Here is a 24359-nt window from a genome sequence, read left to right on the forward strand (position 1 = left end):
TCTGAACCATCACAGGCCTTCAAAACTGAAAATAAAGAAATTCCGTCGGCGCGACCGATGTTGCGTAGAGCATTACAACGACCGAAACCGCCCCCATCGCAACTCCCGTGGGAATGCTGGGGCTCCAACGGAACAACGACGAATAGCGTTCCAACCATGATGCTGGCGGATGCAGATTAAGCGCTGTGGGAAAGTTCCGAAGCCACTGAATAGAGTTGGGGAAAGCCCAGACGACAATGAGGAACAGTGCGATGCGCACGGCATGAGAGGGCGTGAGGGCCGTAATGTCACCAAAGCTGGCCCCCACGCCTTCCGCCAATGCACCTAATAGCGGCATCGTCTGCAGCCGTTGGGGCAAGGCTGCGCCATTGAGCCCGGCCATTCCAGAAAGAATATTCAGCGCCGCAGCTATATTATGGGCCCGGAAAAATACCAGAGCGACCATCACGCATAGAAAGGTAAGCCCTACCGACGCGGCAATATTGAGGGGATTGGCGCTTTCCAGTGGAAGGCCTTGATGCACTTTCCATTGCCGCCAGGCGTGCGCAACGATCAGATAAACGCCATGCAGAAGACCAAAGGCGACAAATTGCCATCCCGCACCGTGCCACACCCCTGAAATGAACATTGTGAAAATTGTCGGAAAAGCCACAAGCGCAACAAATGTTTCGGGCGACATCCTACCCCTTCGCGGCAATGGCAGGCCCTTTGTGGCGCGACGTCGCGTCATCGCGACAACGATGGGATTGTAAATATAGGCCGTCAAAAACCGCGTCAGCGTCATGTGCCAGCGGTTCCAGAAATCGATGATATTCCGTGCCTTATAGGGGCTGTTGAAATTGGGCGGCAGTGAAATGCCAAACAACAGGCCAAGACCGATAGCCATGTCGGTATAGCCTGAAAAATCAAAATATATTTGCAGGGTATAAGACAGCGCGCCGGTCCAGGCCTCTAGGAACTGGACACCGCCGATGCGCGCCTGTTCGAAAATCGGCCGGGCGTAAGTTCCGAAGGGATCGGCCACCAGGACCTTTTTGAACAATCCGATGAAAAACAGGGTCATCCCCACCGCCACCAAATCCCAACGAGGACGAAACCTGTCCGCATTGCTGAACTGCGGCAGCATTTCTCTGTGGTGCGTGATGGGACCGGCGATGAGATGGGGGAAAAAGGTGATGAACAAGCAATAGTTCAGGAACCCGTGCTCGGTCACCTCACCATCATTGGCGTCGACCAGATAGGCGATCTGCTGGAATGTGAAGAAGGAGATGGCGAGGGGCAGCAGGATCTGCGGCATTGCCCAGGAAGCGCCAGCAACGTCCGCCGCCGTCTGGATCACAAAGCCGGTATATTTGAAATAGCCGAGCAACGCGACATTGGCGGCAATTCCGGCAAAAAGGAAAGCGCGGCTACGCCGCCGCATCAATACGCCGCCAAGCCAATAATTGAACGCCATGCTGCCCAGCAGCAGCGGCACATATTGCGGATTCCACCAGCCATAAAAGACCAGGGAAGCCAAGGTCAGCCAAAGTCCGGCGGCGCGTTGAAGTTTGAAATAAGCAAGGATCAGGAAGCCACCAAATACCGTCGGCAGAAAATAAAACAGAAACGTAACGGAATTGAACAGCACCTACGGCTTCCCTTCAGCCGATCCTCTCCCCCATTTACACTGTATACACCCCATGAGATTGATTATTCTTGAGTTACTGTAAACTGGTCATGTGAGGTAATATTAGCTCAGATTGCTTTTCAATCAGCTTCAAACAATTGATGAGCTAGCGAATCGATCCAGCTTGGCTGCGCCTTTGCGACGGCCCGTTGGTTTTGAGCCATGACTATTTAGAATTAACCGAGCACTGCTTGTGCTTCCCGACAGAAGCCAAAACAAAACCGCCCGCCCAAAGGGGGCAGGCGGTCTCGGCTGGATGCAAAGCCGTCTTACAGGGCCAGACGATCCAGGCAGATCAATATTTTTGCTGGCGCTCGTACAGCGACTTATAATGCTGGATTCGGGTCACGCGGAGGCCCGGCATGCCGGAGCGGTCCACCGCCCGCTGCCATCCTGCAAACTCCTCAAGCGTCAAGCCATAACGCTCGCAAGCCTCGTCCGCGGACAGCAGGCCGCCATTGACGGCTGCAACCACTTCTGCCTTGCGTCGCACGACCCAGCGCGTGGTCGAGGGCGGCGGAAGGCTGTCCAGCGTCAGCGGTTCGCCCAGGGGGCCGACGACTTGAGCGGGCCGGATTTTTTGATTCTCGATCATTCTCACCTCAAACACGGCAACGGAGCCAATCACATGTCTACGCACATCGACTTGTCACAGGAGCATTGAACATCGGCTAAAGCGCCACGGTAAATGCTCCGTTCACGATTCTTGCCCCACCGTTAAATGCTCGGCGATCAGCGGACTGAAACATCCCGCCAAGCTTCTTGTCTTGACCTTCTCCACTGCCCTGGGCGCAAAGACCCGCGCCAAGGCAGTAGCAAAGTCGATTTGCTCCCCCGCACCATCCTTGCCCGCGGCCAGGCAGCGTGCAGTAGGACTGGCCGCTTGTCTGGCAGACGCTACGGCCAGCAGTACCGAAAGATCCGGTGCTTGGTCGCCCAGGGCTACCGGGCCGGGCGGCAAGCCTCTTGGCCGATGCGGGAAGTTCATGTCCATGAGTCGAATCAATAGCGACTAATGGATAAGGGCCGGTAAACCCGTCGGTTAGAAGCTGTTAAGCAGCCTCAACGCTTGCTTAACGGTGCCTCTGGCGCTGAGGCGCCAAGCAGACTATATGGCCGCGATCATGTCAGCCGATTTCCAGCTTGAAGGGCCAATGCAGGCCCGGCGGATCGTCGTCGCCATGTCAGGCGGCGTCGACAGCAGCGTCGTCGCCGCTCTTGCCGCACGTACGGGCGCCGAAACCATCGGCGTGACGCTTCAGCTCTATGATCATGGAGCCGCAACGGGCAGGACGGGAAGCTGCTGCGCCGGACAGGACATCCGGGATGCCCGCGCAGTGGCCGACAAGCTGGGCATCGCTCACTATGTTTTCGATTATGAAAGCCGGTTTCGTGAATCCGTGATCGAAGACTTTGCCAATGAATATATGGCGGGCCGCACTCCAATACCCTGTGTAAAATGCAATATGGGGGTGAAGTTCACTGACCTTTTCACCCTAGCGCGGGATCTTGGAGCCGACTGCCTCGCCACCGGCCATTATGTGCGGCGCGTCATTGGCGACGAGGGCGCGGAATTGCATCGCGGGGCCGATCCTGCCCGCGATCAAAGCTATTTTCTTTTCGCCACAACCCAGCACCAGCTCGACTTCCTGCGATTTCCACTTGGCGGCCTGCCCAAGCCGCAGGTCCGGGAGATCGCCGCTTCGCTTGGTCTTGGCGTGGCGATGAAGCCCGACAGTCAGGACATCTGCTTCGTACCCGACGGAGATTATGCCCGGATCGTGCGCAAGGTGCGTCCCGACGCAGACGACGGCGGCGAGATCATGCATGTCGACGGCCGCATCCTGGGGCAGCACAAAGGTCTTATCCATTATACCGTGGGCCAGCGCAAAGGATTGGAGATAGGCGGCCAGCCCGAGCCGCTCTATGTGATCCGCATCGACGCCGCCGAACGGCGAGTGATCGTGGGGCCACGCCAGGCGCTCGCCGTTCGCGCCGCGCACCTGTCCGACATGAACTGGCTGGGGGGAAGCTTCAGCGGCACATGTCAGGCAAAGGTTCGTTCGCTGGCCAAGCCTGTTCAGGCGCAATTGGACGGCGGCTTATTGCTATTCTCGCAGCCCGAATATGGCGTTGCGCCGGGGCAGGCGGCCGTCCTCTATGATGGCGACAGAGTGCTCGGGGGCGGCTGGATTGTGCAGACCGAAGCGGCCGAATTGGCGCGGGTGGCCTGATCCCGGAACAATCGGGGCAATAAGCCAGTTCTCCCTTCGAGGACGATCATGCTTCTAGTCTGGCTTGGCTCTTTGCTTATCATAGCGGGCGTTGCAGTGGCGGCGGTACGAACCGCGCGACGCGGCCGGCTCAGCAGTCCGGCTCCCAATACCAAGCACCCGCAAACGCTGGAACCGCGGGGGAGCGGCGATAGGTTAAGCCTGTTTTCCGACCTTCCAGGCATCGGGCTGGTGGCGGCAGGAGCGCTGCTGTTGCTGCTGTGGGCGGTCATTTGAGCAGCGGCCGCTTCTAAGCCGGAAAAAGTTCGACGAGGCGCGCGAGTTGCTGCCGAAGCGCCACTTGCTCCTCTTCCCCGGATATGCCCAAGCGAACAATCGTCAATCCTTGTTCTGGCGAAATCAAGATATATTGCCCCTGATGTCCGAGGCAAGCGAACAGGCTCTGGGAACCTCTATCCGGAAACAGCGCCTCCGCCGATCCTTCCGGTCGAGGTTTGTTCAGCCACATATGGCCGCCATAGCCCGCGTCCAGCGGCGATGAGGCGCGCATGAAGGTGACCCAGCGGGCAGATAATATCTGCCGGCCATTCGCTTCCCCATTGTGGCGCAGGAACTCACCGAAGCTGGCATAGTCCCGGGCCGTCGCATGCATGAAGCTGCCGCCGATCAGCGTGCCATGAGCGTCGAATTCGGGCGTCAAGCTGGTAAGTCCCAACGGCTCTGTCAGTCGTCCGCGCAGGAACTGCATCATCGCCTGGCGACGGGCCTCGGGATCATTGCTCGTCGTCAGCGCGCGGGTCATGATGTCCGACAGGATCATGCTGCTGGCGGTGCTATATTGGAATTTCGAACCCGGCTGCGCAGCCAGCGGCTTGCCTTCGGCATAGCCGGCCATGTCGCTTGCCCCGCCAAGAAACAGCATGCGAACCGTGTCGCTGTCATAGATGGGATCACCATTTTCAACATGCTCCAGCCCTGAAGACATTTGGAGCAAGTGCCGCAAGGTGATCATTCCCCTCGGATCGCCTGGCCGATTCCATGCGGGCACAGGGGCAGGCGCGTCCAGCACTAGCCGGCCGTCCGAAACCATTAGGCCGACCAGTACCGCCGTTATGCTTTTCGCAATCGACCAACTCAGCAATTTGCTGTCCGGACCAAAGCCCTCGTCATAGCGTTCCGCAATGACCTGGCCATTCCGCATCACGATCAGTGCGCGCGTTTTGCCAACTACGGCGTCTTCAAACAACGGATCGACGGCGGCGCGCAAGTCCGCCTCACTAACACCTGTGGTGCCTTGCGCCATATAGGACACGCGCGCCTGGCCAGAGATCGAGCGGGGGAAGCCCAGCCAAATCGCGCCGCAGATCGCAAGACTTGCCAGAAGCATCTTTTTCCGGTTCATGGGCCGCGCTCTACAGCATCATCACGGGGAAGGGGAAGCATGTTCAGTGCGCGTGTGGCAGGCTATGCGGCTGCGGGCCTGGGCCTGTTTGGCTTGGCCTTCCTTGTCTGGAGCTGGCCCGGCCTCAAGGCGCGAGCGGAGGCGGGCGCGGCTTACGGAGCGCGGATCGGCTGTTCCTGCCGCTATGTGCAGGGGCGACCCATCGAAAGCTGCGAGGAAGATATGGAACCGGGCATGGAAATGGTCATGCTGGATGACCAGCCGGATAGGCACTCGGTTACCGCGAACGTGCCTTTGATCGCCAGACGCACAGCCAGATTACGGCCCGGATATGGGTGTGTCCTGGATTGATGCCCTCATGGGAACTGCGCTCCTGCAAACACCCTATCGCCTAAGGCACGCCTTCTGCCTCTTGCTTGGCGCGACGGCGCTCCTCAAACCATTGCCGAAGCATTGCCTGCGTGCACCCGGTCTGGCCGTTGCTGCCGATGACGGAGCAACTATTGGGTAGCTGCTGCCGATTGGCGGCCTCCATGGTTTCCACACGGCTGGCCCAGCCCTGGCTGCCCACCGCCCTCTTCTTTTCGCGCAGTGTCTTCGGAATGCGGTAGCGCTCGCTTTCCGGCTTTCGCGCGCAAACAATGATGGCGCCATCCTCTGCCTTGGGACAAGGGTCATTCCCATAGACGACCAGTGTCTGCACACGTTCCGGCGCTTCTGCCCGCGCGGTTGAAGGCAGAAGGAACAGCGGAACCATAAGCGCGACGAAATGGCGGGAACGGGGCATGATGCATTTTAAGCCCCTTTCAGATGAACAGGAGATTTCTATCCCCCGCTTTTCTCCTGCGCCTTAAGCTGGCTCTCAATCGCTTCGGCTTCGGCGTCGAGCTTTTCAAGCCGCTTCTGCCGCTCCGCCTCCACGAGCCGCGACCAACTGACATTGTCGGAACCCATGCGTTCGGCCCGCGCCTCTCGCATTAGCTGGGCAAAGCAGCCGGTGAAACCGCCCGCGCCCACCGGTGAGCAGCTGTCAGTGCCGCTCCGTCCGACATATTCCAGAGCCTCAGCGCGGTTCGTCCAGCTCTGATTGGCAGGTTTATTGGGATCCTCGCGCAGCGCTTCGGGAATGCGGAAACGCTCGCGCTCGCTTTTCCTGGCGCACACCGTGATCTGGTCCGCCGTGCTTTCCGGGCAGGGATCGTCGCCATAGACGATGAGCTGGTTGATCTTGACCGACGCATCGTCGACCGCACCAACCGGTTCCCGCTCCTGGGCCGGGGCAGGCGCGGAAACGCTCAGGCCAGCAAAGAGCGCTGCAATCATCAGGCGTTTCATCTATCGTCCTTCCGCCCCGGTGCGGGGTCTTCAGATGCGCTTCGACAAGGCAATCGCGGTTCTGCATCCCAGCCGGATGAGGCCCGACAGCAACGGGTAGGCCGGTGCATTTTCCGCGCCGGAAGCCAGGGCAATGTCGCGATGCTCGGCCTCCTCCGCCTTAAAATCCCGCACCGCCTCGGCAAGCTCGGGGTCGGCATCGCCCATGTCGGCGAGTTGCTCTTCATAATGCCGGTCGATCTCGGTCTCGATCGCCGCCGTGCAAGCCATGGCGGCTTCCGGGCCGATGGCGGCCGTGATCGCTCCCAGTGCGAAACCCGCATGATCCCACAGCGGCGCCAGAATAGTCGGCCTGACGCCTCGCCGGGTCATCATCGCATCGAAATGAATGCGGTGCCGTTCCTCTTGCGCGGCCATTCCTGCTATGGCGCGGGCCATCGGATGGCGATCCCCCAGGACGGCGAGCTGCCCTGCATAGATTCTCGTCGCGCCATATTCGCCGGCCTGATTCACCCGCAGCATGGAAGTGCGGTCGGGCTTTTTCTCACCGAAACGGCTCGACGTCATGCTCGTTTCCCTTTGTATCCTGTCGTCAGGACCAAGATGGCGATAGCGGCCCCAAGTGACAAGATGGCGTTATAGCCCGCCAGCGAAACGCCGAACAGCGTCCATTGCGGCACATCGCAGCGCACCAGCGGCGTCGCCATGATATTAGCCAAAATGTCCTGCGTGCTGCCGCCCATGCTGCTGGTGGAACAGGCTGTCAGCCCCTCCCACCAACCATATTCCACGCCCGCATGAAATATGCCGATGCCGCCGCTCACCGCGATCGCCAGCGCCGCCAGCACCAGAAAGAAGCGCGCTGCTCCACCGCGGAACAAAAGGGCGAGCAATGCAAAACCAATGGCCGCCGCATGAGGCCAGCGTTGCCAATAGCACATTTCGCACGGGGCCAGGCCCCCGACATATTCGGAGAGCAGCGCTCCACCCAGAAGCGCCGCAGGGGCAAGCAACGCGAAAAGCCGCGCCAGCGTCAATCCTCGCATCTCTCTGATACCCCTATTTCTTCTTCTTTTCATTGGGGCGCGTAGCAGCCATGCGAACGGGCGATTTTGCGATGCGGCCAATCGTTTCCAGGGCATAATTAAGCTGGAAATCCTCTATCCCGTTTTTTTTCAGCTCTTCGGGCGTCGCCTTGAAACGGGGATCTTCCTTGGTGTCATCTTCCAATATGCTGTTGTCGACCTTTGTCTCATTGATGAGGTGACGACGCAAATCCGACTCCCGGAAGCGCGGCCGCGACTTGTAGTCGGGATCGGAGATTTGCGGTACGCGTATATCGGGCTCAATCCCGCCTTCCTGCACCGAACGCCCTGAAGGGGTATAATAGCGCGCCGTCGTCAACCGAAGGGCTGTCGTGTTGCTGAGCGGCAGGAGCGTCTGCACGCTGCCCTTACCAAAAGTACGTTCGCCCATCACCAACCCCCGTCGCTGATCCTGTAGCGCGCCCGCCACGATCTCCGATGCGGATGCCGATCCCGAGTCCACAAGGACGATCACCGGCAAGCCGCCAGTATCATCCCCCGCCTTTGCGAAATAACGTTCGATGTCGCCCTTCTTCCGGCCGCGCTGCGAAACGATCTCGCCGCGTTCCAGGAAGACGTCGGAAACATTCACGGCCTCGTCCAAAAGCCCCCCCGGATTGGAGCGCAGGTCAAGGATATAGCCCGTCGGCTTGTGACCCAGCGACTTTTCAACGCCCCGTATCGCCGCCCGCACGTCCGCGCCGGTATTGGCGGAGAAGCTGATGATGTTGATGACGCCGATATTGTCCTTCACCTCCCAGCGGACCGGCTTCAACTCAATGATCTCACGCGTGATGGCAACGTCGAAGGGCTTGTCGCGTCCCGGACGCACGATTGTAAGCTTGATGCTGGTGCCGGGCTCGCCCCGCATCCTGTCGACAGCGTCATCCAGCGTCCCGCCGTAAATGAGTTCACCATCGAGATGCGTGATATAGTCGCCCGCCTTGATACCCGCGCGGTCAGCCGGAGTATCCTTGGTCGGCGCAATCACCTTAACCGCGCCGTCCTCCATCGTCACCGACAGCCCAAGGCCGCCATAAGCCCCATCGGTCTGTGTCCGCAGATTTTCGAAATCGCGGGCGTCCAGGAAACTGGAATGGGGGTCAAGGCTCGACAGCATGCCGTCAATGGCGCCCTTGATGAGCTTTTCATCGTCGACCTTATCCACATAATCGGCCCGCACGCGCTGAAAAACGTCCATGAACTCGTCGAGCGTACGGTAACTATTTCCTTCGGCCTCCGCGAGCGCCGCCGTGGTCATCGGCACCAGCGCAAGAGCGCCTGTCAGCAATGCGGCTTTGATCAGGCTGTTCTTCATCGATTCAGGCGTCCTTGGCATACTTTCCGAAGATATAGGCGTATTGATGCCCCGTTGCAAAGCCAGTCTCCGCTTCAAAAAAGCGGCGCATTGTGCTCAAAGAGGCCTCGCTGCAATGCAAAAGGTCGATAACGGCGATTGCAGCATGACGGAACCGCCGTGACAGGCGGTCTGGAAAAAGGGGCAACGGCAAACCATGCGCTTGAGACTGGACAGGAAATGGATGTCGCGACTGCGCCGCGGCGATCTTTTCTCCCTGATAGAGCTATTGTTGCTGGCGCTCATGGCTGTTCAGCTCGCCCATTTGGTCTGGACGGTAGTGACGCCAGTAGGCCCCTATGGCGACTGGCGGCCCCGCCAGGCGGCCATCCCCTCCTCGGAAATACGCAAGGCGCTCTTTTCTTCTTTCGATCCCTTTTTCCGTACAAATGGACAAGGCGAGGGGCAGATCGTGACATCGCTCAATCTTACGCTGTTCGGCACGCGCATCAATGAAGGCTCGGGTGGCGGATCGGCGATCCTCGCCAACCCCGATCAGATGCAGGGCAGCTATGCGCCCGGCGACGAGATCCTTCCGGGCGTCACACTGAAATCGGTAAGCTTCGACCATGTCGTGATCGACCGTGGCGGGCGGGATGAAATGCTGTTCATCGACCAATCGGCGGCCGCTCCTTCAGTCCGGCCAGGAGACGCTTCTGCGGCACGACAGCTTTCGGGACCGCCTACTCTGCAGGATATCCAGCGAGGCATCAACTTTGCACCACGCATGGCAGGTGGCCGCGTGACAGGCATCAACGTCAGCCCATCGGGCAATGGCGACACATTCCGGCTTGCTGGTTTTCAGCCGGGGGATGTCATTGTCCAAATCAACGGACAGCCTATCTCTTCGGCCGGTGATATCCAGACCTTAACTGATCAGTTGCAGCCGACCAGCAGCATTTCCCTACAGGTCGAACGGGGCGGAAGCATTGTCCCGGTCACCATGATCCTATCGAGCCAATGACCAAGCATATTTTCAAAATCAGCGCCGCCCTTGCGCTAATCCTCACAAGTCCCGTTCAGGCGCAGCACATGCTCAATGTCCGCGACGCGGACATCCGGGCCTTCATCCAGGATGCAGCTCGCGTCACGGGCCGAACTTTCATCATCGACCAGCGCGTACAAGGCAAAGTGTCGGTGGTGACCGACAGGCCGCTGAGCAAGTCCGAATATTTTGAGATTTTCCTGTCCACCCTACGCGCCAACGGCCTTGTCGCCGTGCCCGCGCCAGGCGGAGCTTATCGCATACTTCCCGCCGACACGGCCGCTGCCCAACCGAGCCGGATCGGCGGCGCATCGGCAGCGCGCAACCAGTTCGTGACGGAGGTCATACGCCTGCGCTCGATCGACGCCGCTTCCGCACTGGAAACGCTCCGGCCGCTGGTGAGCAAGGAAGGTTCGATTACCGCCAATCGCGCGGGCAACAGCATCGTCGTGGCCGATTTCGCCGACAATGTCGCCCGCATCCGGCAACTCGTTCGCCAAATCGACCAGGACGGGGCGTCGGCCCAGATCGTGACGCTGAAGAATGCCGGCGCGCGTGAAATCGCGACTTCGCTGCAAACGCTGGTTGGCCAAGGGCAGCAGGGTGGCGCTGGTTACGCCGTTTCGGTCGTCCCGATCGACAGCAGCAACAGCATTGCCCTGCGCGGCGACCCGGCTACGGTATCGCGCCTGATCGCCATGGCGAAGGAGCTGGACCAACAGGCCGCGTCGGGCACGGAAATTCGGGTTTATTGGCTGGAACATGCCGATGCTGAAAAGCTGGTGCCGGTGTTGCAGCAGATGCTGGGGCAGCAGACGACCCAGATGGCTTCCGGCTCTAGCGCGCCTTCCTTCATGAACTCCGCGGCGGCGACCTCCACCGGTGGCAACGGGCAGATTGGCGGTGCAAACCCCTCATCCGCCGCTCCGGCATTGGCTTCCGCTGTCGCCTCCAGCGCCGGCATAGCTTCGCGGGGGCCGGCCGTGGTTACCCGCTATGAAGGCGCAAATGCCATCATAATCGCCGCCAATAATGATGTGCAGCGCATGCTGGGGGAAGTCATTCGGCAAATCGACACCAGGCGCGAGCAAGTGCTTATCGAGGCGATCATCGTCGAAATATCCGACACAGTGGCGAAAAAATTAGGCGTGCAGTGGCTGGTGGGCGGCAAGCAAGGCGGATTCGTCACCAACTATTCCAACACCGCCCCCAATATCATCACGGTGGGCGGCGCGCTGATCGCCGACAGGATCGGATCGACAACCACGACAACGACGACTACCTCCACGACAACGACCAGCGGACTGCGCGATGATCTTGTCGAAGCAGGCCTCGCAGCGGTGCAGAGCGCCAATGGCGGCCTGTTCGGCATGGCTGCCGATCTGGGCAACGGCAATGTGCTCGGCGCGATCCTGAACGCAGTGAAGAGCGACACCAATTCCAACGTGCTTTCCACGCCCTGGATCTACACGCTCGACAATCAGGAAGCGAAGATCCTGGTGGGACAAGAGATACCCGTCACCACCGGTGAGGCGCTGAGCGATAATTTCGACAACGCCTTCCGGACCGTGCAGCGAGAAAATGTCGGCATTCAGCTAGAGGTGAAGCCGCAAATAAACACGGGCGGTGCGATCAAGCTTTTCCTTCGGCAGGAGGTCAGCTCGATCTCTGGTCCGGTCTCGGAAAAATCGAGCGACCTTATCCTCAACAAGCGGGAAATCGACACGACAATCACGGTCGACGATGGCGAAATCGTCGCGCTGGGCGGCTTGTTGGACGATAATCAGCGTAAGACCGTTGAACAGGTCCCGTTGCTATCCTCGATTCCGGGCCTTGGCGAGTTGTTCAAGTCGCGTTCGAAATCCCGGACAAAGACCAATCTCATGATCTTCATCCGGCCCACCATCGTTCGCAGCAAGGAGGAGAGCCGCCAGCTTGCGGCGCAACGCTACAATTATATTCGTGCCCAGCAACTGTTGAAGGACCCGAAGAGCGAACCCAGCATAGACGAGCTGGTCCGTGACTATATGGGCGCCGTCCCGCCCACAGCGGCGCAGCACCAGCCAAGCGATCAAGTGATCGACGGCCGGGTCATTGTGCCGGAAGTTCGGGAATCGCAGTCTGTCGTGAAGCCGCAGCTTGTTCCTTCAGGCAAGGCTGAGCCGCAATGACCCCGGACGTTGGCGAGGAAGCAGGTCCCACCATGCCCCGCCTTGTCGACATACCCTATGGCTTTGCGCGCAAATTCGGTGTCGTCCTGCTGACGGGCCGCACAGGCGATCGTCCGGCCGTCGCCCTGCGTGAAGGCGGCGATCCACGCGTGCTGATCGAAGTCCGCCGCCATTTTGCCCAAAGCTTCGATGTCGAGATCGCAGACGCCGCCACCTTCGACAAATATCTCTCCCAGCATTACGCCATGGATGGCACCGCCGCCGCAGTAGCGGGGACGATGGGCGTCCCTGCCGATGAGCTAGACCTGCTGGCGACCAACCTTCCTACAGCCGACGACCTGCTGGACAGCGCGGATGATGCCCCCGCCATCCGCCTTATCAACGGCATCATAGCCGAAGCAGCGCGGCAGGGCGTCTCGGACATTCATATAGAGCCTTATGAGAGCGGACTTGTCGTCCGCATGCGGGTGGACGGCGTCCTGAAGGAGACGCTGCGTATGCCTCCGCACGTCGCCCCTATGGTCGTCAGCCGCATCAAGGTCATGGCCCGGCTCGACATTGCCGAGCGCCGGCTACCTCAGGACGGGCGCATCGGATTGACGTTGGGCGGCAAGCTGCTCGACGTGCGCGTCTCCACCCTCCCCAGCCGCGCGGGCGAGCGAGTTGTGCTGCGTATCCTGGACAAGGAAAATGCTGGCATCGACCTTGATGTCCTTGGCATGACCGGTTTCGCCGACCAGGTTTTTCGCAATGCCCTTGCCGAACCCAATGGCATCATCCTCGTCACCGGACCCACTGGTTCGGGCAAAACCACGACGCTTTACGCCGGCCTGCGGCAATTGAACGATGGCGCCCGCAACTTGCTGACGGTCGAGGACCCAGTAGAATACGCCATTGAGGGCGTCGGCCAGACACAGGTCAATCCCAAGGTCGGCCTTACTTTTGCGGCAGGCCTGCGCGCCATATTGCGCCAGGACCCTGACGTCGTGATGGTTGGCGAAATTCGCGACAAGGAAACGGCGGAAATCGCGGTTCAGGCGTCGCTCACCGGCCACCTCGTGCTTTCGACGGTTCATACGAACGACGCGATCGGCGCGATCACGCGGATGCGCGACATGAAAGTGGAATCCTTCCTGCTCGCCTCCACCTTGCGCGCCGTTATCGCACAGCGCCTCGTCCGCCGCCTCTGCCCGAATTGCCGTGAACCGGTTGAGGCCGACAGGTCGGTCAGCGGGCTTCTGGATGTTGAGCCAGCTAGCCTGATCTGGCAGGCCAGGGGATGCGGCGAATGCAATGGCACTGGATATAAGGGCCGCATAGGAGTGTTCGAAGCCGTCCGTGTCGACGACACCATCCGCCGCCTCATCAATGAGGGTGCGGACGAATCCAGCATCGCCCGTCACGCCTTCGCCAACGCTCCCAACCTGAGCAGTGCGGCGCGCGCGCTGGTCCGCAACGGACAGACCACAGCCGAGGAGGCGATCCGCATCTCCCGCCGGGAAAGCACAGAGGTGCTGGGCGATGCCTGAGTTCGACTATCTCGCCATCGATCCAGCGGGCAAGGAACGTCGTGGCTCTCTCACCGCACCGAGCGCTGATGATGCCAAGCTGAGCCTTGATCAGCGCAAAATGTTTGTCGTCAGGCTCGAACCTGGTAAGCCCAACCACGGCTACGCCCTTCTATCCTTCGCCCGGCGCAGGCTTTCCGCGAAGCAATTGACGCTCTTCACCCGTCAACTCTCGACCCTTGTGGAGGTCAGCCCGCTAGAGGAAGCGCTCCGGACCATCAGTCGCCAGAGCGAGCAGGATCATGTCCGCACTATCGTCGCCCATGTCCATGCGGGCCTTACCGAGGGCCGCCGTCTTGCCGATGCGATGGCCCTCGAGTCCAAAAGCTTTCCGCCGCTCTACCGGGCCATGGTGTCGGCGGGCGAAAGCTCTGGCAGCTTGCCGCTTATCATGGACCGCCTTGCCGAACTGCTTGAGCGCCAGGCGCAGGTGCGCGGCAAGGTGACGACGGCGCTGGCTTATCCCATCGTCCTGGCGCTGGTCGCCATCGGGGTTGTCGCCGCGCTCATGATGTTCGTCGTCCCCAAGGTGGTGGAACAGTTCGATACCGTTGGCCATAAACTGCCCTTGCTCACCCGCATCGTAATGGGCCTTTCGCATTTGCTTGCGAGCTATTGGTGGGCGCTGCTGCTCTTCCTCGTTCTTGCAGCCGCCATTGGCTGGCGCGCGCTCAAGGAAGAATCGATCCGTACCAGCGTCGATGCTTTCCTCCTCCGCCTGCCACTGATCGGCCGCCTTATCCGTGATCTCCACGCCGCCCGCATGGCGCGGACACTTTCCACGATGGTGGCAAGCCGCCTTCCGCTGCTTGAAGGGCTCGCTCTCACGGCCCAAACGGTCCACAACCGCGTCCTCCGTCACGCAACCGAAGACATTGTGGAAGCGATCCGGGGCGGCGGCAGCCTTTCCGCCGCGCTGCGCCGTGCAGGCGTCTTCCCGCCGCTCCTCGTCTATCTGACAGCAAGCGGAGAGGCAGCCGGGCGTCTGGACATGATGCTTGAGCGCGCCGCGGATTATCTGGAGCGAGAGTTCGACCGTTTCACCGCCACGGCGCTGTCACTATTGGAACCCGCGATCATCGTCATCATGGGCGGCGTCGTATCAATAATCGTGCTATCGATCCTGTTGCCAATCCTGCAATTGCAAAGCCTTACAGGTGTTTGAGGAATATATGTCCCGCTTCCCTTCCCGATTTTCACGACATCTAAGCGCGTCCCCGGCAAAGATGAGTGAAAATGGTTTTACCCTTGTCGAACTCATGGTTGTCATCGTCATTATCGGCCTGCTCGCCACGGTGGTGGTGATCAATGTCCTCCCCAGTCAGGACCGTGCCATGGTGGAAAAAACAAAGGCCGACATTGCAACGCTCAGCCAGGCGCTCGAAATGTACCGCCTGGATAATCTAACCTATCCTGGAGCAGCAGAGGGACTTGATGCGCTTGTAACGCCGCCGCCAACGCTCGCCCGGCCAGAGCGTTACCGCAGTGGCGGTTATATCAAGAAGCTTCCCGCCGATCCTTGGGGCCGGGCTTATCAATATGCCAACCCCGGACGGAGTGGCGCTTTTGACGTCTATTCGCTAGGCGCGGACGGAGCGCCGGGTGGCGAGGATGAAAATGCCGACATTTATTCCAGCGACATCTGATGCCCGGCGTTCAGATACACCCCCCAAAGCGGAGGAACACGGTTTCACGCTGGTCGAACTCCTGGTTGTCATTGTCCTACTTGGCTTGATGTCGGCCACGGTCGTCCTCACCATGCCCGATCAGCGCAGCCATATCCTGGAAGATGCCGAGCGCTTCGCCGCCCGCGCCCTGGCGGCTCGCGACGACGCAGTCCTTCAATCACGTCCCATGTCTCTTTGGATTTCCGCCTCGGGCTATGGCTTTTCGCAGCGCACACGGGGTCAGTGGACGCCATTACGGGATAAGCCCTTCGCCCCGACCAATTGGCGCAAAGGTACGAGCGCACTGGTCGGACAGACAGGCCACGAGCAACTTTATTTTGACAGCACCGGCCTTGCCAGCGAACCTTTGATGATCACGCTGGTAAGGGGAGGGCAGCGCGTGTCTGTAACCATCGACCTTGACGGCAACATCAATGTCGGTGCGTGATAAAAAGCCCGGGGAGCGACCCGAGCCACAGGCGACGAGCAGGGGGTATGGTGCCCCTGCCTGCGCGGAAATACCGTTTAAGGCTCGCGGTTTTACACTGATCGAAATGCTCGTTGCCCTCAGCGTTTTCAGCCTTGCCGCTCTCGCACTCTTGAAACTGCAGGGCTTCACTCTCGCCACCACAGCCGATCTCGACCAAAAGCTGCTCGGTCAGATAGTCGCTCGCAATCTTGCGGTCGAATTGCTGAGCGACCCTGCCCCGCCCGGACTCGGCCAGACCAGCGGCGATGTTGAAAATGGCGGTCAGCTTTGGCACTGGACCCGCAAGGCCAAGCTAACCGATGACCCCCGCATCATCCAGATCGACCTTCGCGTAGAGGGCCACGCCGGCACGTCCCCAAACGCGCTCACCATTGTGAGAATGGCGAAGTGATGCGGGCAGGAAAAGGCCGACGGCGCTCCCGCCCGCGCAGGGTCATCGAACATGATCAAGGTTTCACCCTGATCGAACTCATGGTCGCGCTGCTGATCTTTGGCTTGTTGGCCTCGGCCGGCGTGATGCTGCTCTCCGGCAGTGTCAGTGCCCAGGGCGCGGTCAAGCAACGGCTTGAGGACATGGCTTTGGTCCAGCGCGCCAGTGCCGCCATCACCGCAGATCTGGCGCAGGCCCAACCTCGCATCAGCCGCAATGTCGAGGGACTGTCCGTCCCCGCATTTTGGGGCCAGCGCGATCCGCAACAGCCTCTGTTGCGCTTCGTGCGCAGTGGCTGGAGCAACCTGGACCACGCACCCCGATCGACCTTGCAGAAGATCGAATATTGGCTGAACGACGGCCGCCTGGAGCGGGTCACCTATCCAATGGTCGATGGCAGCGTTCCCAATGCGCCATCAACCCTGTTCGAAAATGTCACACTGTTCAGCACACGCTATCGCGACGCCAAGGGCACATGGCGGGACGACTGGCGGTCGGTGCAGCCCGACCTTCTCCCCCAGGCGGTGGAAATGCGCGTAACGCGTGCTTCGCAACCGCCGCTGACACTGCTGTTTCTGGTGGGTCCGGGAAAAGACGCCTCGGTGCAGGGCGACGGCGAATGACGCAACGCCCTGCCACGACCGACCGCCGCAACGAACAAGGCGCGGCCTTGCTTACCGTCCTCCTGCTGGTCGCCATCATGTCGGTCATCGCCGCAACGGCGTTGGAAAGGCTCACCATCGCCACCAAACTGGCGGGCAACTCAAGCGCGCTCGATCAGGCCCGGGCCTACGCCTTTGCGGCCGAAACCATATCGATTGTCCGGATCGAAGATCTGATCGAGCGCGATCGGGCCAGGACCACCTTGGAGGGGGATTGGCAAGGCCGCACCAATCGGCTGCCCTTGCCCGGCGGCATCGCTACGGCGCGCGTTGTCGATGGCGGCAATTGCTTTAATCTCAACAGCCTCGTCACTGGCCAAAATGTTGAGGACCTTAAGGTCCGGCCGCTGGGCGTTCGCCAGTTCACTGCGCTTATGGAAGTGCTGGGCATCCCGCCGCGAGAAGCGGCAGGCATCGCTGCCTCGGCCGCAGACTGGATCGACAGCGACAGTCAGCCCGGCGGCGCGGAAGACAATGTTTATGCCAGCCTGCCCCAATTCTATCGCACCCCGAACCGCATGCTTCTGGATGCAAGCGAACTTCGCGCATTGGCCGGGGTCACTCCCCAAATCTATGCGACGCTTCGCCCATGGATTTGCGCACTACCAACCAGCGATCTTTCGCCGATCAATGTGAATACCTTGCTGCCCGAACAAGCGCCGCTTTTTGCCATGCTGCTGCCGGGACAACTCACCATCGAAACCGCGCGGCAAATGCTGGCGCAGCGTCCGCCCGCAGGTTATGGCAGCCTCGACGCGTTCTGGAAATTGCCCGCAGTGGCGAAGCTCACACCCAATGCCGAGGTGACAGCCCAGACGAAACTGACTAGCCGATTTTTTCGCCTCGACATTCTGGTCGAGCTGGGGGACGCGGAATTGACCGAACAGGCGCTGATTGACGCGGGGGAGCAACCGGCCAGACTAGTCATCCGCCAATGGGGAGAAGCAGGTTGAGCGCCGAAGGGCTCATCATTTCCATCCCGGAGAACGGCGATGCCGAACCTTTGTGGATGCGGGTCGCGGGTGGCGAGATAGTCGGCCACAGTGCCGGGGCGCGATGGCTCGATGACAGCGGGCTTACCGAGCTACCGCGCGATACCCGCGTCATGCTGGTCACGCCGGTCGGGCTCACCACCTTGCATTGGACCGACTTTCCGGATTTGACCCCCCGTCAGGGACGCGCGGCGGCGCGCCTGCTGGCGCTCGACAACAGCATTGGCTCTGCGGAAATGCTGCACATCGCAACCGCTGATACGGGCGATATGGACGACCGCCACAATGTCGCGGTCGTTTCGCGAACGCAGATGGCGCAATGGCTCCTCTGGGCCCAGCATCAGGGAATCGACCCCGACATCATTCTGCCTGCCGGGCTGTTATTGCCCCATCCGGACGAATGTTTTGTAAGCGGAATGATCGGCGGAGAGATCGTGTTACGGGGGCCTGATTGTGCAATAGGCGCCGCAGATCCGGTCGCGGCGCTCATCGTCGGCGAGGCTCAGGTCCGCGAAGTCACCGTCCGGGACGTTAACCGCGCCGCCATCGCAGCCTTGGCGTCCCCTCCGCTCAATTTGCGTCAGGGGGATTTTGCCAAGCGCGGGAAGCATGTGCTCGATTGGCCGTTAGTGCGCAGCTTGGCAGCAATGCTGGGTTTCATTGCCTTCTGCAGCCTGCTGATCGCGCTCACCCAAATAATGAAATATGATCTTGCGGCCGATGCGGTGGATGCCGAAAGCCAAGCTCTGGCACGCACGGTTCTGCCCCATGTCCCCGATATCGCCACGGCGCAGGCACAACTCGACGCTCGATTGTCCGAGCTTGGCGGCGGTGGCTTGGCGTTCTCCGGACCTGCCGCCGGCCTTTATGCCGCCATGCGGAACGTGCCCAACGCCAGTATCGCCAACATGGCTTATACCGCCGAAGGCACCCTCAGCGTGACGCTTTCCGCGCCGAGCGCCGATGATATGAACCAGGTGCTAAACGCTTTGCAGCAATCGGGCTTTCTGGTCACTGCCACACCCCAGCAGGACCAAGACGGACCGATACGCACCCGAGTGGCGGTGCGGACACCATGATCGCTCTTATAAAGGGTAAATGGGCGATATTTTCGATCCGCGAAAAATGGCTGATAGGCATCATGCTGACGCTGCTCGTCATGATCATTTTATGGCTGGGCGTCTTGCGCCCGATCGAAAGCGGCCTTGCCTCGGCAAAAGCGAGGCACGCCGCCGCCATTGACCGTTCCGCCGCCATTCGGGCGCGGGTAGCCGCAATCAAAACCCTGTCTGGTCAGGGCTCACCCGTTCGAAGGGGACCGCTGGACGTCTTAATTGGCCAAAGCGCGGCCGAAACGGGCTTCACTCTTAACCACAATGAACGGCAAGGCGAGGACAGGGTGGCCTTTATGACAGCTTCTGTTCGTCCCACCGCGTTTTTCGGCTGGCTTGCCTCGCTCGAAGCGCAGGGGATCCAGGTCGAGTCATTGAGCGTTGAGCCGACTGACAATGTTGTCCTTACCGCAAATGGTGTTTTGAGGGCGTCCGGACGATGATGGCGCTCCTTCTTCGCGCGCGCGGCCGGCTGTTCCTGCTACTCAGCTTCCTTTTCTCGCTGATTGCATTATTCCCTCTGCGCACCGCCTTCGACATGCTCGCTCTTCACGAAAACGCCCTTTCCGCCCGCGCTATTCATGGAGCCGTCTGGTGGGGCAGGATCGAGCAGCTGAATCTTGCGGGTCTTCCGCTCGGCGATGTCGAGGCGCGGCTTTCGCCGCTGCCGCTGTTCATCGGGCGTGCCCGGATGGATTTCGTCCGGCATGGCTCCCCCGATGACATGAAGGGAGCAGTCAGCGTCAGTAACAGCAGTTTCGGCATAGACGATGTGACGGCCAGCATCGGCACCGGAGAGACCTTCGCCCCACTGCCTTTCACCAGAATAGACCTTCAGGACGTCAGCGTGCGTTTCGCCAAGGGCGCCTGCATTCGTGCGCAGGGCCGCGTGAACATAGGCCTGACCCTCTCGACTACCCAAGCTTTTTCTTCGAGCCTCTCCGGCGATGCTGTCTGCAATGGCGCTGCCCTGCTCCTCGCGCTTCACAGCCAATCCGGCATGGAAAAGCTGAACATGCTGGTCGAGGGTAATCGAAACTACACGGCTGAACTTGTCGTCCGTCCCAGTGATGCCACCCAGGCCGCCGCTCTTGTCGACGATGGCTTTGTTCCAGCGCCGGGCGGTTATCTGCTGAAGCTCAGCGGCCAATTGTGAGTGTAGATCCGCTTCCGGTCTGGTCCTGGTCGCTGTCCGGTTTCGTCCTGGGCGCCATCATCGGCAGCTTCCTTGCGACACTCATTCTTCGCTGGCCCCAAGGGCGATCTGTTCTGGCCGGTCGGTCAGCCTGCGACGGCTGCGGTCGAGTTCTCGGCGTTGTCGATCTGGTGCCTTTGCTGAGCGCACTGGCACAAGGGGGCCGGTGCAAAAGCTGCGCCGCTCCCATCGACTGGCTGCATTTCCGGGTGGAGCTCACCTGTGGGCTGGCGGGCGCGGCCGCCTTAGGGCTGGCGCCAGGAATCGAAGGATTGGGCTGGGCGGTGCTGGTCTGGTTCCTCATCACCCTTGCCATACTTGACCATCGCCACTTTTGGCTTCCCGATGCCCTGACATGGCCCCTGGCCTTCCTGGGCTTCACTCTTGCCATGTGGGTCACTCCTGTCGCGCTGCCCGATAGAGTGGTCGGCGCTGCTTCAGGTTATGGCAGTTTGATGCTGATAGCCGTCATTTACCAATGGTTGCGCGGTCGGACCGGCATGGGCGGCGGCGACGCCAAACTGTTGGGAGCGATAGGCGCATGGTTCGGGTGGCAGCCATTGCCACTAGTGCTCCTCATCGCCAGTCTTACCGCCCTGACCGCCGCAGGGCTTCGGGCGGCGCGGGGCGGGGAGGTCTCTTCTTCTACGCAAATGCCGCTCGGCACCTACATGGCGATTGCCACCCTGCCCGCTTGGCTGGCGGCACGAATGCTGGGAATGGCCTGAAGGCTATTGGTCAGTGCATAGCGTCGTCGCCTGCCTGGCCGACGGATTCAATATCGCGTCCGACACCTTTGACGGTGTTGCAAGCGGCGAGCAGCGTCATGGCAATGGAAAGGGCGGCGATAATCGCAGTTTTCTTCATTAATGAACGTCCTAAATGATCAACAGCCGCGAATTATAAGGCAGTGCGCCTTTCCGTCTAATGAATAATGTGCCGCAGCCGAAACCGATCAGCATCAACTCAGCAATGCCTTGAAAACACTCTAAATGCTGATCCGATGCAGCATTGCGCCATTCTCGCGAAGCCAGCGCCGAGCGGGCAGCGGATCTCCTCCATAAATTTCGGCATGTCGCGCGTGGAAGGCGGGACCGTGGTCCATATGGGCGAGATGGGCGACCTCATGCGCGACGGTCGCCTGCCGCACGAATACCGGCGCGCAGATCAGCCGCCAGCTATAGCGGATATTTCCGTTGGACGCACAGCTTCCCCAGCGGGAGCGGGGATCGCCCATTGTGATCTGGCCTGGCTTGAGGCCCCACGGTTCGGCATAGGCGGCCGTCTCGTTCACCAGCGTCTGGCGCGCGAGCTCTCTTAACCAGCGAAGCGTCCTTGGACCCACCGCCTCTTCGGGGCCGCCGAGTTGCAAGCGGTCTTCATGGCGCTGGACCCGTCTTGGTAGAGTAGGCGACCAATCGATGCGAATGTTCAGTCCTTCCAAGGGAAAGACGGCGCCCGGTGCGAGCAGGATTGTAGCCGGCACAGCCGTCAACTGGCGCTCCAGCCAATCTGTTTGTTGGCATGCCCATTGAATGGCCTTGCGCAGACTGGCGCCTGTAGGAAGGCCCAAGCGGATTTCACCCTTGCCGGGATCCACTGACAGCCGAAAGGCGCGCGATCTAGCGTGCCGGCGCACCTTTAGCGGGTATGCCACACCGCCCACGGTCAACTGATCGTCAGAGCCCCCGTTCCACCACATGATGTTCAAGATCGCCCGCTTCTGTTTCCGATACCGTCCAGCCGCGTATCGACTGTCCGGCCTTGTGCACCGCCTCCGGATCGCCGCAGATCAGATAATGCCATTCTGGAAGCGGTTGTCCCGCGGCGCGCAGTTTATAGGCGCAACTTTCCGGCAGCCATTCAATGTCGTTGAGCCTGTTGAGCGTCAGGCGAAGACAATCAGGAACAAATGCTTTCCGCCGGCGATAATCCACGCAACGGGCGCTGTGGCGGTCCAGCAGCTTGCACGCAACATTGGTGGGGTAGATGCGGCCGCTATCTTCATCCTCGATCTTGTGCAGGCAACATTTTCCACATCCGTCGCAGAGCGCCTCCCACTGCGTGCGGTCGAGGTCCCTTAAAGGCTTTTCCCAGAAAGGAGTGTCGATCATTTCACCCATCGGTCAAGTTCGGCCAGCACTCGCTCGGGCGAGCCCTCGTCCTCTTCCGTACCCGGTTGATCCGTCGGCAAGATTGCCAGCGGCTTGCCCTCGGGGCCCATGAGATAGGGCGCTCTTAAATGGTTCATCAGATATTCGCTGCCCCCGGACCTTTCGTCCTTGGCATAATAGACCGCAAATTCCTTCGCGACATCTGCAATTTCATCTGAAGTGCCTGTCAGGCCGATAAGTTTGGGGTGAAAGTTCCCGACATAATTCTTCACGACCGACGGAGTGTCCCGTTGCGGGTCGATGGTGATGAAGATCGGCTGCACCTTTGCCGCCAAAGCCGGGTTCTGCTTTTCAAACAGCCGATAGCCCTGCATCAGCTTTTGCAGATCAAGAGGGCAAACGTCGGGGCAATAGGTATAGCCGAAATAGACTAGCCGGTATTTCCCATCGAAGTCGCTGTAGGAAACCTTCTTTCCATCCTGTCCGGTCAGGGTGAATGGGCCTCCGATGCTTGCTCCTTCAAGTGGAGGCCGCTCGCTCTTTTTGTCCGGATCGGATGCGTCGCCGCAAGCGGTCAATGGTAAAAGGCACAGAATGGCGATGGAAATAAGGGCTTTGTTCATGGCAAAGCCAGCCATGCCTTGCTAGGGAACGAAATTCAAATCGATTCCGCATTGCATGAACAGGGTGAGCGAAACATGACGGGTGAATTTGAGCCGCGTTCGTTTTTAAGGCGGGTCGCCGGCTTTGTGCTGGCGCTGGCGTTTCTGGCGCCAACCCTGGCGCATGCGCAATTTTCAGATAGCTTCAACTTCCTGAAAGCGGTCAGGGACCGTGACGGCGCCAAGGTGACTGAGTTCGTCGACCAGCCCGGCACCACCGTCATCAATACCCGCGATGGCAAAAGCGGCGAAACTGCGCTGCACATCGTCGTCGCCCGCCGCGACGCCATTTGGGTGAATTTTTTGCTAGCCAAGGGCGCAAAGCCCAATTTCGCTGACAATAGCGGGACAACGCCACTGATGCTGGCCGCGCAGTTGCGTTTTCTGGATGGCGCACGGCTGTTGCTGGCAAATGGCGCGCAAGTGGACAAGGCCAATGACCGGGGCGAAACGCCGTTGATCCGTGCCGTCCAGCTTCGCGATCTGGCGCTGGTTCGCCTGCTGATCGCCAATGGCGCAAACCCTGATAAATCCGATTCCTTAGCCGGCATGTCCGCCCGCGATTACGCCAAGCGGGACAACCGCACTCCTGCGATCGTGGCGGCGCTTGAAGCACCAAAACCCGTACAAGGAACTGGAGAAGTGCAGGGACCGAAATAGGATTGGCTTCGAACGATTTCGGTCTGTTCAAGCGAGATAACCGTTATATCCCCGAATTATCACTGATATAACCGGGGTCCAACATCGCCATAAGCCGCCGGGAAGATCGGCGTGCGAAACGCAGTATCTCGGCTTTGCGTCGAGCGGTTGCCAATGGCTGTGTCGGGGCCGGACGAATAATCTCTGCATCATATTGGTCGGCGCAGATGAGGCCGGTTCGAGAGGGCCACAGATTTTCGCTATCGAACAGCTTCAAGTCGAAACCTGCCGGCACGGCCCAGTAATAGCGGTCGCAATAGTCGAAATAATCAGGCCATTTGGTATCGCCTAGCAGGTCCTGCCGGCTGCACTTGATTTCGACGATCAGAATTTGCCCCTTGCCATCGACCGCCATGACGTCGGCCCTGCGTCCATTGGGCAGCGGCACTTCAGCTATGCCGGCTATGTCGTGCCGGCTGAAAAGCCGCATGATGCCCCGAGTGACTGCGCCCGCCGTTCCGTCGGCCAAAGGGTCTCCGGCATTCGCCAGATAACCGTCCAATCCCATTTTGTGTCCCTTCATATCGGAC

The 24359-nt window shown here is 60.1% G+C and carries 31 protein-coding genes; 17 read left to right on the forward strand and 14 right to left on the reverse strand.

The window, feature by feature from the left end; genetic code table 11:
• Positions 1-19: 19 nt before the first annotated feature.
• The 3 genes from HNQ99_RS06530 to HNQ99_RS06540 all read right to left on the reverse strand — a co-directional run bounded on the left by HNQ99_RS06530 (position 20) and on the right by HNQ99_RS06540 (position 2663).
• Positions 20-1630, reverse strand: coding sequence for an MBOAT family O-acyltransferase (locus HNQ99_RS06530; RefSeq protein ID WP_184474833.1), 1611 nt, complete (start codon positions 1628-1630; stop codon positions 20-22).
• Positions 1631-1964: 334 nt separating this feature from the next.
• The gene (gene sciP, locus HNQ99_RS06535; RefSeq protein ID WP_184474834.1) at positions 1965-2264 is read right to left on the reverse strand and encodes a CtrA inhibitor SciP; all 300 of its coding nucleotides are present in this window, start codon (positions 2262-2264) and stop codon (positions 1965-1967) included.
• 102 nt (positions 2265-2366) lie between these two features.
• On the reverse strand, positions 2367-2663 hold the full coding sequence (locus tag HNQ99_RS06540) for a hypothetical protein (RefSeq protein ID WP_184474835.1): 297 nt from the start codon (positions 2661-2663) through the stop codon (positions 2367-2369).
• A gap of 130 nt (positions 2664-2793) precedes the next feature.
• Between HNQ99_RS06540 and mnmA the strand changes: the two genes are divergently transcribed.
• Both mnmA and HNQ99_RS06550 read left to right on the forward strand, forming a co-directional pair.
• On the forward strand, positions 2794-3903 hold the full coding sequence (mnmA, locus tag HNQ99_RS06545) for a tRNA 2-thiouridine(34) synthase MnmA (protein WP_184474971.1): 1110 nt from the start codon (positions 2794-2796) through the stop codon (positions 3901-3903).
• Between the two features lie 48 nt (positions 3904-3951).
• Positions 3952-4179, forward strand: coding sequence for a hypothetical protein (locus HNQ99_RS06550; protein ID WP_184474836.1), 228 nt, complete (start codon positions 3952-3954; stop codon positions 4177-4179).
• Positions 4180-4192: 13 nt separating this feature from the next.
• Here the strand turns inward: HNQ99_RS06550 and HNQ99_RS06555 are convergent, their stop codons facing one another.
• A complete protein-coding gene (locus HNQ99_RS06555) occupies positions 4193-5305 on the reverse strand; it encodes a serine hydrolase domain-containing protein (RefSeq protein WP_184474837.1) in 1113 nt (370 codons plus the stop codon).
• A gap of 39 nt (positions 5306-5344) precedes the next feature.
• On the opposite strand from HNQ99_RS06555, the gene HNQ99_RS06560 reads away from it, so the two are divergent.
• Positions 5345-5656: a hypothetical protein gene (locus HNQ99_RS06560; RefSeq protein ID WP_184474838.1), complete on the forward strand. Its 312-nt coding sequence runs from the start codon at positions 5345-5347 to the stop codon at positions 5654-5656.
• 40 nt (positions 5657-5696) lie between these two features.
• Here the strand turns inward: HNQ99_RS06560 and HNQ99_RS06565 are convergent, their stop codons facing one another.
• The 5 genes from HNQ99_RS06565 to HNQ99_RS06585 are packed head-to-tail and all read right to left on the reverse strand — an operon-like array spanning position 5697 to position 9043.
• Positions 5697-6092, reverse strand: a complete 396-nt coding sequence (locus HNQ99_RS06565; RefSeq protein WP_184474839.1) for a hypothetical protein — start codon at positions 6090-6092, stop codon at positions 5697-5699.
• Between the two features lie 38 nt (positions 6093-6130).
• Positions 6131-6640 (reverse strand): hypothetical protein, encoded by a 510-nt coding sequence (locus HNQ99_RS06570; RefSeq protein ID WP_184474840.1) that lies wholly within the window; start codon positions 6638-6640, stop codon positions 6131-6133.
• Positions 6641-6670: 30 nt separating this feature from the next.
• Positions 6671-7207 (reverse strand): demethoxyubiquinone hydroxylase family protein, encoded by a 537-nt coding sequence (locus tag HNQ99_RS06575; protein ID WP_184474841.1) that lies wholly within the window; start codon positions 7205-7207, stop codon positions 6671-6673.
• Positions 7204-7686, reverse strand: coding sequence for a disulfide bond formation protein B (locus tag HNQ99_RS06580; protein ID WP_184474842.1), 483 nt, complete (start codon positions 7684-7686; stop codon positions 7204-7206). Before HNQ99_RS06580 ends, HNQ99_RS06575 begins: the two co-directional genes overlap by 4 nt.
• Positions 7687-7699: 13 nt before the next feature.
• Positions 7700-9043, reverse strand: a complete 1344-nt coding sequence (locus HNQ99_RS06585; protein ID WP_184474843.1) for a S41 family peptidase — start codon at positions 9041-9043, stop codon at positions 7700-7702.
• 196 nt (positions 9044-9239) lie between these two features.
• On the opposite strand from HNQ99_RS06585, the gene HNQ99_RS06590 reads away from it, so the two are divergent.
• Genes HNQ99_RS06590 through HNQ99_RS06650 form a run of 13 tightly spaced genes read left to right on the forward strand, consistent with a single transcriptional unit; the run spans position 9240 to position 21082 of the window.
• Positions 9240-10046, forward strand: coding sequence for a type II secretion system protein N (locus HNQ99_RS06590; protein WP_184474844.1), 807 nt, complete (start codon positions 9240-9242; stop codon positions 10044-10046).
• Positions 10043-12238, forward strand: a complete 2196-nt coding sequence (gene gspD, locus HNQ99_RS06595; RefSeq protein ID WP_184474845.1) for a type II secretion system secretin GspD — start codon at positions 10043-10045, stop codon at positions 12236-12238. The genes HNQ99_RS06590 and gspD overlap by 4 nt, the downstream gene beginning before the upstream one ends.
• Entirely contained in the window at positions 12235-13767 is a 1533-nt protein-coding gene (gene gspE / locus HNQ99_RS06600) for a type II secretion system ATPase GspE (RefSeq protein WP_184474846.1), read from the forward strand. The genes gspD and gspE overlap by 4 nt, the downstream gene beginning before the upstream one ends.
• Positions 13760-14971 carry a type II secretion system inner membrane protein GspF gene (gspF, locus tag HNQ99_RS06605; protein WP_184474847.1) on the forward strand — a complete coding sequence of 404 codons (1212 nt, stop codon included), beginning with the start codon at positions 13760-13762 and terminating at the stop codon, positions 14969-14971. Before gspE ends, gspF begins: the two co-directional genes overlap by 8 nt.
• 7 nt (positions 14972-14978) lie before the next feature.
• On the forward strand, positions 14979-15452 hold the full coding sequence (gene gspG / locus HNQ99_RS06610; RefSeq protein ID WP_281376775.1) for a type II secretion system major pseudopilin GspG: 474 nt from the start codon (positions 14979-14981) through the stop codon (positions 15450-15452).
• On the forward strand, positions 15424-15921 hold the full coding sequence (locus HNQ99_RS06615; RefSeq protein WP_184474849.1) for a GspH/FimT family pseudopilin: 498 nt from the start codon (positions 15424-15426) through the stop codon (positions 15919-15921). Before gspG ends, HNQ99_RS06615 begins: the two co-directional genes overlap by 29 nt.
• On the forward strand, positions 15908-16354 hold the full coding sequence (gene gspI / locus HNQ99_RS06620) for a type II secretion system minor pseudopilin GspI (protein WP_184474850.1): 447 nt from the start codon (positions 15908-15910) through the stop codon (positions 16352-16354). The genes HNQ99_RS06615 and gspI overlap by 14 nt, the downstream gene beginning before the upstream one ends.
• Positions 16354-17016: a type II secretion system minor pseudopilin GspJ gene (gene gspJ / locus HNQ99_RS06625; RefSeq protein ID WP_184474851.1), complete on the forward strand. Its 663-nt coding sequence runs from the start codon at positions 16354-16356 to the stop codon at positions 17014-17016. The genes gspI and gspJ overlap by 1 nt, the downstream gene beginning before the upstream one ends.
• Positions 17013-18008 (forward strand): type II secretion system minor pseudopilin GspK, encoded by a 996-nt coding sequence (gene gspK, locus HNQ99_RS06630; RefSeq protein WP_184474852.1) that lies wholly within the window; start codon positions 17013-17015, stop codon positions 18006-18008. Before gspJ ends, gspK begins: the two co-directional genes overlap by 4 nt.
• Positions 18005-19126, forward strand: coding sequence for a type II secretion system protein GspL (gene gspL, locus HNQ99_RS06635; protein WP_184474853.1), 1122 nt, complete (start codon positions 18005-18007; stop codon positions 19124-19126). The genes gspK and gspL overlap by 4 nt, the downstream gene beginning before the upstream one ends.
• Positions 19123-19602, forward strand: a complete 480-nt coding sequence (gspM, locus tag HNQ99_RS06640) for a type II secretion system protein GspM (RefSeq protein ID WP_184474854.1) — start codon at positions 19123-19125, stop codon at positions 19600-19602. The genes gspL and gspM overlap by 4 nt, the downstream gene beginning before the upstream one ends.
• Positions 19599-20315 carry a type II secretion system protein N gene (gspN, locus tag HNQ99_RS06645; protein ID WP_184474855.1) on the forward strand — a complete coding sequence of 239 codons (717 nt, stop codon included), beginning with the start codon at positions 19599-19601 and terminating at the stop codon, positions 20313-20315. The genes gspM and gspN overlap by 4 nt, the downstream gene beginning before the upstream one ends.
• Positions 20312-21082: a prepilin peptidase gene (locus tag HNQ99_RS06650; RefSeq protein WP_184474856.1), complete on the forward strand. Its 771-nt coding sequence runs from the start codon at positions 20312-20314 to the stop codon at positions 21080-21082. The genes gspN and HNQ99_RS06650 overlap by 4 nt, the downstream gene beginning before the upstream one ends.
• 10 nt (positions 21083-21092) lie before the next feature.
• On the opposite strand, the gene HNQ99_RS06655 is transcribed toward HNQ99_RS06650, so the two are convergent.
• The 4 genes from HNQ99_RS06655 to HNQ99_RS06670 form a co-directional block, all read right to left on the reverse strand.
• Positions 21093-21182: an entericidin A/B family lipoprotein gene (locus HNQ99_RS06655; RefSeq protein ID WP_407692305.1), complete on the reverse strand. Its 90-nt coding sequence runs from the start codon at positions 21180-21182 to the stop codon at positions 21093-21095.
• Between the two features lie 160 nt (positions 21183-21342).
• Complete coding sequence (locus HNQ99_RS06660) at positions 21343-22056, reverse strand: M48 family metallopeptidase (protein ID WP_184474972.1); 714 nt, start codon at positions 22054-22056, stop codon at positions 21343-21345.
• The gene (locus HNQ99_RS06665) at positions 22034-22468 is read right to left on the reverse strand and encodes a YcgN family cysteine cluster protein (protein ID WP_246414673.1); all 435 of its coding nucleotides are present in this window, start codon (positions 22466-22468) and stop codon (positions 22034-22036) included. Before HNQ99_RS06665 ends, HNQ99_RS06660 begins: the two co-directional genes overlap by 23 nt.
• The gene (locus HNQ99_RS06670; RefSeq protein ID WP_184474859.1) at positions 22465-23106 is read right to left on the reverse strand and encodes an SCO family protein; all 642 of its coding nucleotides are present in this window, start codon (positions 23104-23106) and stop codon (positions 22465-22467) included. Before HNQ99_RS06670 ends, HNQ99_RS06665 begins: the two co-directional genes overlap by 4 nt.
• A 60-nt stretch (positions 23107-23166) precedes the next feature.
• Here HNQ99_RS06670 and HNQ99_RS06675 point away from each other — a divergent pair, with 60 nt between their 5' ends.
• The gene (locus HNQ99_RS06675) at positions 23167-23790 is read left to right on the forward strand and encodes an ankyrin repeat domain-containing protein (protein ID WP_184474860.1); all 624 of its coding nucleotides are present in this window, start codon (positions 23167-23169) and stop codon (positions 23788-23790) included.
• A gap of 43 nt (positions 23791-23833) precedes the next feature.
• On the opposite strand, the gene HNQ99_RS06680 is transcribed toward HNQ99_RS06675, so the two are convergent.
• Entirely contained in the window at positions 23834-24352 is a 519-nt protein-coding gene (locus HNQ99_RS06680; RefSeq protein WP_246414731.1) for an MmcB family DNA repair protein, read from the reverse strand.
• Positions 24353-24359: the final 7 nt, after the last annotated feature.

It is taken from the genome of Rhizorhapis suberifaciens, from assembly GCF_014200045.1.
Taxonomy (GTDB): domain Bacteria; phylum Pseudomonadota; class Alphaproteobacteria; order Sphingomonadales; family Sphingomonadaceae; genus Rhizorhapis; species Rhizorhapis suberifaciens.

What these genes read in the sequence shown, in the direction of transcription:
- sciP (WP_184474834.1), bottom strand. Translation starts at nt 2,264, where the DNA reads ATGATCGAGAATCAAAAAATCCGGCCCGCTCAAGTCGTCGGCCCCCTG.
- HNQ99_RS06540 (WP_184474835.1), bottom strand. Translation starts at nt 2,663, where the DNA reads ATGGACATGAACTTCCCGCATCGGCCAAGAGGCTTGCCGCCCGGCCCG.
- mnmA (WP_184474971.1), top strand. Translation starts at nt 2,794, where the DNA reads ATGTCAGCCGATTTCCAGCTTGAAGGGCCAATGCAGGCCCGGCGGATC.
- HNQ99_RS06550 (WP_184474836.1), top strand. Translation starts at nt 3,952, where the DNA reads ATGCTTCTAGTCTGGCTTGGCTCTTTGCTTATCATAGCGGGCGTTGCA.
- HNQ99_RS06555 (WP_184474837.1), bottom strand. Translation starts at nt 5,305, where the DNA reads ATGAACCGGAAAAAGATGCTTCTGGCAAGTCTTGCGATCTGCGGCGCG.
- HNQ99_RS06560 (WP_184474838.1), top strand. Translation starts at nt 5,345, where the DNA reads ATGTTCAGTGCGCGTGTGGCAGGCTATGCGGCTGCGGGCCTGGGCCTG.
- HNQ99_RS06565 (WP_184474839.1), bottom strand. Translation starts at nt 6,092, where the DNA reads ATGCCCCGTTCCCGCCATTTCGTCGCGCTTATGGTTCCGCTGTTCCTT.
- HNQ99_RS06570 (WP_184474840.1), bottom strand. Translation starts at nt 6,640, where the DNA reads ATGAAACGCCTGATGATTGCAGCGCTCTTTGCTGGCCTGAGCGTTTCC.
- HNQ99_RS06575 (WP_184474841.1), bottom strand. Translation starts at nt 7,207, where the DNA reads ATGACGTCGAGCCGTTTCGGTGAGAAAAAGCCCGACCGCACTTCCATG.
- HNQ99_RS06580 (WP_184474842.1), bottom strand. Translation starts at nt 7,686, where the DNA reads ATGCGAGGATTGACGCTGGCGCGGCTTTTCGCGTTGCTTGCCCCTGCG.
- HNQ99_RS06585 (WP_184474843.1), bottom strand. Translation starts at nt 9,043, where the DNA reads ATGAAGAACAGCCTGATCAAAGCCGCATTGCTGACAGGCGCTCTTGCG.
- HNQ99_RS06590 (WP_184474844.1), top strand. Translation starts at nt 9,240, where the DNA reads ATGCGCTTGAGACTGGACAGGAAATGGATGTCGCGACTGCGCCGCGGC.
- gspD (WP_184474845.1), top strand. Translation starts at nt 10,043, where the DNA reads ATGACCAAGCATATTTTCAAAATCAGCGCCGCCCTTGCGCTAATCCTC.
- gspE (WP_184474846.1), top strand. Translation starts at nt 12,235, where the DNA reads ATGACCCCGGACGTTGGCGAGGAAGCAGGTCCCACCATGCCCCGCCTT.
- gspF (WP_184474847.1), top strand. Translation starts at nt 13,760, where the DNA reads ATGCCTGAGTTCGACTATCTCGCCATCGATCCAGCGGGCAAGGAACGT.
- gspG (WP_281376775.1), top strand. Translation starts at nt 14,979, where the DNA reads ATGTCCCGCTTCCCTTCCCGATTTTCACGACATCTAAGCGCGTCCCCG.
- HNQ99_RS06615 (WP_184474849.1), top strand. Translation starts at nt 15,424, where the DNA reads ATGCCGACATTTATTCCAGCGACATCTGATGCCCGGCGTTCAGATACA.
- gspI (WP_184474850.1), top strand. Translation starts at nt 15,908, where the DNA reads ATGTCGGTGCGTGATAAAAAGCCCGGGGAGCGACCCGAGCCACAGGCG.
- gspJ (WP_184474851.1), top strand. Translation starts at nt 16,354, where the DNA reads ATGCGGGCAGGAAAAGGCCGACGGCGCTCCCGCCCGCGCAGGGTCATC.
- gspK (WP_184474852.1), top strand. Translation starts at nt 17,013, where the DNA reads ATGACGCAACGCCCTGCCACGACCGACCGCCGCAACGAACAAGGCGCG.
- gspM (WP_184474854.1), top strand. Translation starts at nt 19,123, where the DNA reads ATGATCGCTCTTATAAAGGGTAAATGGGCGATATTTTCGATCCGCGAA.
- gspN (WP_184474855.1), top strand. Translation starts at nt 19,599, where the DNA reads ATGATGGCGCTCCTTCTTCGCGCGCGCGGCCGGCTGTTCCTGCTACTC.
- HNQ99_RS06655 (WP_407692305.1), bottom strand. Translation starts at nt 21,182, where the DNA reads ATGACGCTGCTCGCCGCTTGCAACACCGTCAAAGGTGTCGGACGCGAT.
- HNQ99_RS06660 (WP_184474972.1), bottom strand. Translation starts at nt 22,056, where the DNA reads ATGTGGTGGAACGGGGGCTCTGACGATCAGTTGACCGTGGGCGGTGTG.
- HNQ99_RS06665 (WP_246414673.1), bottom strand. Translation starts at nt 22,468, where the DNA reads ATGATCGACACTCCTTTCTGGGAAAAGCCTTTAAGGGACCTCGACCGC.
- HNQ99_RS06670 (WP_184474859.1), bottom strand. Translation starts at nt 23,106, where the DNA reads ATGGCTGGCTTTGCCATGAACAAAGCCCTTATTTCCATCGCCATTCTG.
- HNQ99_RS06675 (WP_184474860.1), top strand. Translation starts at nt 23,167, where the DNA reads ATGACGGGTGAATTTGAGCCGCGTTCGTTTTTAAGGCGGGTCGCCGGC.
- HNQ99_RS06680 (WP_246414731.1), bottom strand. Translation starts at nt 24,352, where the DNA reads ATGAAGGGACACAAAATGGGATTGGACGGTTATCTGGCGAATGCCGGA.